Below are 6,323 nucleotides of genomic sequence, written 5' to 3' on the forward strand. Positions count from 1 at the left end.
GGACTAGGCACTTTTTCTTCGAATTTTATTGTCATCATGACGCTCCTATTGATTCATATGAAGCATACATTTTACAACTGTATAAATAAACAGTTTGGCGATAATTCTGATAAGCACGTATAACGCCCGCTTAAGGGGCTGACAACGCGACTACCAAGTTTCCGCATAATACTGAAACCACCAAAACCAACGCATAATAAAAATGCCGCGCGTTGGAAGTCCCTCTTGAAGCGTTTGTTATGCTACCTTTTTGCCATTGGATGGCTTGGATTCAATTGAAGAAGATCCCACAAGTTTCCATACAAGTCTTCAAACACTGCTACCGTCCCATAGTCTTCTTCTGTTGGCTCGCGGACGAAGTTAATACCAATCGATTTCATACGCTTAAAGTCACGCCAGAAATCATCAGTATTTAGGAACAGGAATACTCGACCGCCTGCTTGATTTCCAATGAAATCATGCTGCTCTGGCTTCGAGGCTCTGGCGAGTAACAACGTAACACCATGAGAATTTGGTGGAGCCACAACCACCCAACGTTTGTCTTGTTCAGGTTGATGTGTATCTTCAATAAGTTCAAATTTGAGTTTGTTTACATAAAAATCAATGGCTTCATCATAATCTTTTACAACTAAAGCAATATGGACAATGTTCTGTTTCATAGTATTCCTTATTGAAGATTTCGACTGGTAGCATAACGCCCGCTTAAGGGGCTGACAACGCTACTACCAAGTTTCCGCATAACACCATAACCACCAAAATCAACGCATAATGAAAATGCCGCGCGTTGGAAGTCCCTCTTGAAGCGTTTGTTATGCTTTATTACTTATTGATTATATTGAACTTTTACAACACTTATTGGTTACGAGCACTTTAACTCAAAATGATAAACTTGCCTACTTTCAGCAATCATTGATGCCGATAAGATCCCAAACAAGTTGAAGCGAATTAGCCTGAGGAATCAAGGGGTCAACAACACCAAAGGAAGAGACCGTTCAGCGACAATTGAGCCTTTTACGCACACAATTTATCAGAGCAGTGCCGGAAAAAAGCGCATAATCATCGATAAACTTGCGCGAACCAAACACTGTCAGCAAGTAAGATATTCATGAGATCCCAAACATGCTGAAGCGAAATAGCCGGTGGAATCAATGAACCAGCAACACCAAAGAAAGAGACCTTTCAGCAAAAATCGAACCTTTTGCGTACACAATTTATCAGAGCAGAGTTGGCCGAATAAACTCAAGCATCGATCAACTTTCAATAGCAACCAAAAAGAACAATAAACTCATAATATCAATAAATTAGAATAAGAAAACTTCTAAATTAGATTAAGTTTTCCCATTAAAATTTATATATTGATTTTGCTGAGGCTCAATAAAGCATAACGCCCGATTAAGCAGCGAACAACGCGACTACCAACCTTCCGCATAACGACTTTATCACCAAACTACACGCATAATAACAATGCTTTGCGTTGCGAGTCTGTCTTGAATCGTTTGTTAGGTCACGACCAATGTTGCCTATGGTCTCTCGTTCATTATTGACTATCAAAAAAGAATTGAAGAAAAAGACAAAAATCGAAGCCGAAGTATTGGGCATCGCTCTACCTTGAGGTCTTGCGGGCGTCACGCTTCAATCGCGCCCCGATTAAGGTGCGCACGAAAGCGCCTCAAGGGTATCATGGAAATGACTAATATTCGTCCTTTTTGCCTTCTTTCCTCTATACCCTATTGGCTATTCCATACTCACTCGATATCTTCATACATTATTCGTGTGATCCCGTTGTGACCTAACGCCCGCTTAAGGGGCTGACAACGCTACTACCAAGTTTCCGCATAACACCGTAACCACAAAAATCAACGCATAATAAAAATGCCACGCGTTGGAAGTCCCTCTTGAAGCGTTTGTTATGCTTTATTACTTATTGATTATATTGAACTTTTACAACACTTATTGGTTACGAGCACTTTAACTCAAAATGATAAACTTGCCTACTTTCAGCAATCATTGATGCCGATAAGATCCCAAACAAGTTGAAGCGAATTAGCCTGAGGAATCAAGGGGTCAACAACAACAAAGGAAGAGACCGTTCAGCGACAATTGAGCCTTTTACGCACACAATTTATCAGAGCAGTGCCGGAAAAAAGCGCATAATCATCGATAAACTTGCGCGAACCAAACACTGTCAGCAAGTAAGATATTCATGAGATCCCAAACATGCTGAAGCGAAATAGCCGGTGGAATCATTGAACCAGCAACACCAAAGAAAGAGACCTTTCAGCAAAAATCGAACCTTTTACGTACACAATTTATCAGAGCAGAGTTGGCCGAATAAACTCAAGCATCGATCAACTTTCAATAGCAACCAAAAAGAACAATAAACTCATAATATCAATAAATTAGAATAAGAAAACTTCTAAATTAGATTAAGTTTTCCTATTAAAATTTATATATTGATTTTGCTGAGGCTCAATAAAGCATAACGCCCGCTTAAGGGGCTGACAACGCTACTACCAAGTTTCCGCATAATACTGAAACCACCGAAATCAACGCATAATAAAAATGCCACGCGTTGGAAGTCCCTCTTGAAGCGTTTGTTATGCTTTATTAACTATTGATTACATTGAACTTTTACAATGTTCATTCGTTAAAGCCACTTTAACTCAAAATGATAAACTTGCCTACTTTCAGCAATCATTGGTGCCGATAAGATCCCAAATAAGTTGAAGCGAAATAGCCTGCGGAATCAATGAACAATCGACACCAAAGAAAGAGACCTTTCAGCAACAATCGAACCTTTTGCGCACACAATTTATCAGAGCAGAGCCGGATAAAAACGCACATTCGCCGATAAACTTGCGCTAACCAAACACTGTCAGCAAGCTAGATGCCAATGAGATCCCAAACATGCTGAAGCGAAATAGCCTGCGGAATCAATGAGCAAACAACACCAAAGAAAGAGACTTTTCAGCGATAATCGAACCTTTTGCATACACAATTTATCAGAGCAAAAGCCGACAAAAACACAAAAGCCTCGTTCAACTTTCAATCGCCACAAAAAAGAACAATAAACCCATAATATAAATGAATTAGAACAGAAAACGACCCTTTAAATCAGACTAAGTTTTCCCATTAAAATTTATATATTGATTTTGCTGAGGCTCAATAAAGCATAACGCCCGCTTAAGGGGCTGACAACGCTACTACCAAGTTTCCGCATAACACCGTAATCACAAAAATCAACGCATAATGAAAATGCCGCGCGTTGGAAGTCCCTCTTGAAGCGTTTGTTATGCTTTATTACTTATTGATTATATTGAACTTTTACAAAATTTATTTGTTCGAAGCAGTTTAACTCAAAATGACAAACCAGCCTACTTTCAACAATCATTGTTGCCGATAAGATCCCAAATAAGTTGAAGCGAAATAGCCTGTGGAATCAAGGAGCAAACAACACCAAAGAAAGAGACTTTTCAGCAACAGTTGAACCTTTTACACATACAATTTATCAGGGCTGAGCCGGAAAAAAGCGCATAACCACCGATAAACTTGCGCTAACCAAACACTGTCAGCAAGTAAGATATTCATGAGATCCCAAACATGCTGAAGCGAAATAGCCAGCGGAATCAATGAACAATCAACACAAAAGAAAGAGACCTTTCAGCATCAATCGAACCTTTTTTGTACACAATTTATCAGAGCAGAGTTGGCCGAATAAACTCAAGCATCGATCAACTTTCAATAGCAACCAAAAAGAACAATAAACTCATAATATCAATGAATTAGAATAGGAAAACTTCTAAATCAGACTAAGTTTTCCCATTAAAATTTACATATTGATTTTGCTGAGGTTCAATAAAGCATAACGCCGCGTTAAGGGGTGAGCAACGCAACTACAAACTCACCGCATTACACTAAAAACTAATAAAATCAACGCATAACGAAAATGCCACGCGTTGCGAATCCCTCTTTAACGCCTTGTTAGTTGCGTTCTAACCACTCCGAGCGTAATACACCAAATTTGACCGAATCATAGTATTTACCTTGGTAGTAACGTACTTTTCGAAGACTAGCTTCTTGCTCGAAACCTAGTTTCAATGCGAGAGACATCATTCGAGGATTACCTGACCAAGTGGTTAACCCTACCCTTTCGATTTCTTTACTTGCAAATAAGTACGATACCCATAAAGGTATAGCTTTAGCAGCAATACCTTTACCCCAATAATCTTGATTATAAATAACTGCGCCAGCTTCAAGCCAACGAGTTTCTTCACATTCCCAGTAACAGCTAACTGTTCCTACTGGAACGTCATCAACCGTAATCAATTGTAAATCTGAGCCAATCAATAAACGCTGAAAGAATGAATGTTTAAACTGTTCTAGTGTAGGATGAGAGTAAGGAAAATAAGGCGCATTGAACTTTGTCCATTCATCATTTGAAATAACTAAAGAATGAATTAATTCAAGTTCGACTTCCTTTGCTGATCTGATATCTACGTTCATTTTTTCACTGTACTTCCCGATAACCTGTAGCAAACTAACGCCCAATTAAGTAGCCCGAAACGCTACTACCAACTTCCCGCATTACACCGTAATCACTAAACTCAACGCAAAACGAAAATGCCACGCGTTGAGGGTCTGCTTGAATTGTTTGTTATAGCTCAGCTATATGTGACAGGGTTTCTGGATGACGCTGAACCAGCTTTAACAGGGTTACTGCTTGTCCATTTGGTGCGCTACGCCCTTGTTCCCAGTTTTCTAACGTACGAGATGAGGTGTGCAACAAACGAGCAAACACACCACGAGACATATTAAACTGCTCTCGAATACTCACGATTTCATCTGGTGAGATATTTAACTCACTGATGTCATTAACTTGATGAGTTTTAAGGGTAAGTTTGCCCTCTGAATGCTCTTTAGCCTCAACAAGTGCTGAACTTAACTCTGCAAATAGATCACGATTGCTCATTACGCCACGCCTCCATAAAAGCCTTTAGTTGCTTCTTTTGGTCTGCGGTTAAGTCGGACATTTCATTCTTGCCGTAAACCGTTAGCAAGTAGAAACGACGCTTCTCATCGAGGAAGTAATAGATCACGCGAGAGCCACCACGCTTGCCCTTACCTTTACTTGCAACTCGAATCTTTCGCAAACCACCTGTACCTTGAATCACGTCACCCTGCTTCGGGTTAGACATTAACTCAGCTTGAAAAAGCCTAAATTCATCATCGCTGAGATATTCATTGCGGTACTTTTCAAATATGGTTGATTCGACAAATACACTTTTCATACGTCAAGTGTACGCAATTGACGTATAGATAGCAACACTATACGTGATTAACGTAGCCATAATTTTTGAGCGGTAAATCTGACCTGAGCTATAACGCCCGCTTAAGGGGCTGACAACGCTACTACCAAGTTTCCGCATAACACTAAAACCACAAAAACCAACGCATAATAGAAATGCCGCGCGTTGGAAGTCCCTCTTGAAGCGTTTGTTATGCTTTATTACTTATTGATTATATTGAACTTTTAAAAAATTCATTTGTTCGCAGCACTCTAACTCAAAATGATAAACTTGCCTACTTTCAGCAACAATCGAACCTTTTACGCACACAATTTATCAGAGCAAAGCCGGACAAAAGCGCACAAACATCGATAAACTTGCGCTAACCAAACACTGTCAACAAGCAAGATGTTCATGAGATCCCAAACATGCTGAAGCGAAATAGCCTGAGGAATCAATGAACCAGCAACACCAAAGAAAGAGACCTTTCAGCAACAATCGAACCTTTTGCGTACACAATTTATCAGGGCAAAGTTACCGAAAAAGCACAAGTATCGTTCAACTTTCAATCGCTACCAAAAAGAACAATAATCTCATAATATCAATGAATTAGAATAGGAAAACTTCTAAATCAGACTAAGTTTTCCCATTAAAATTTATATATTGATTTTGCTGAGTCTCAATAAAGCATAACGCCCGCTTAAGGGGCTGACAACGCTACTACCAAGTTACCGCATAACACTGTAACCACAAAAACCAACGCATAATAAAAATGCCACGCGTTGGAAGTCCCTCTTGAAGCGTTTGTTATGCTTTATTACTTATTGATTACATTGAACTTTTGCAACGTTTACTAGTTCAAACCACTTTAACTCAAAATGATAAACTTGCCTACTTTCAGCAATCATTGATGCCGATAAGATCCCAAACAAGTTGAAGCGAATTAGCCTGCGGAATCAATGAACCAGCAACACCAAAGAAAGAGACCTTTCAGCAACAATCGAACCTTTTACGCACACAATTTATCAGAGCAAAGCC

At 39.5% G+C, this 6,323-nt stretch carries 4 protein-coding genes; all 4 read right to left on the reverse strand.

The window, feature by feature from the left end; genetic code table 11:
• Positions 1-242 precede the first annotated feature (242 nt).
• On the reverse strand, positions 243-659 hold the full coding sequence (locus FKN88_RS17090; protein ID WP_017045395.1) for a VOC family protein: 417 nt from the start codon (positions 657-659) through the stop codon (positions 243-245).
• Positions 660-3,981: 3,322 nt separating this feature from the next.
• Positions 3,982-4,503, reverse strand: coding sequence for a GNAT family N-acetyltransferase (locus FKN88_RS17095; protein ID WP_306687758.1), 522 nt, complete (start codon positions 4,501-4,503; stop codon positions 3,982-3,984).
• Positions 4,504-4,654: 151 nt separating this feature from the next.
• Entirely contained in the window at positions 4,655-4,969 is a 315-nt protein-coding gene (locus tag FKN88_RS17100; protein ID WP_017049537.1) for a DNA-binding transcriptional regulator, read from the reverse strand.
• Positions 4,956-5,288, reverse strand: coding sequence for a type II toxin-antitoxin system RelE/ParE family toxin (locus FKN88_RS17105; protein WP_170905661.1), 333 nt, complete (start codon positions 5,286-5,288; stop codon positions 4,956-4,958). Before FKN88_RS17105 ends, FKN88_RS17100 begins: the two co-directional genes overlap by 14 nt.
• Positions 5,289-6,323 lie beyond the last annotated feature (1,035 nt).

Source organism: Vibrio sp. 2017_1457_13, assembly GCF_030851525.1.
Classification (GTDB): Bacteria; Pseudomonadota; Gammaproteobacteria; order Enterobacterales; family Vibrionaceae; genus Vibrio; species Vibrio metschnikovii.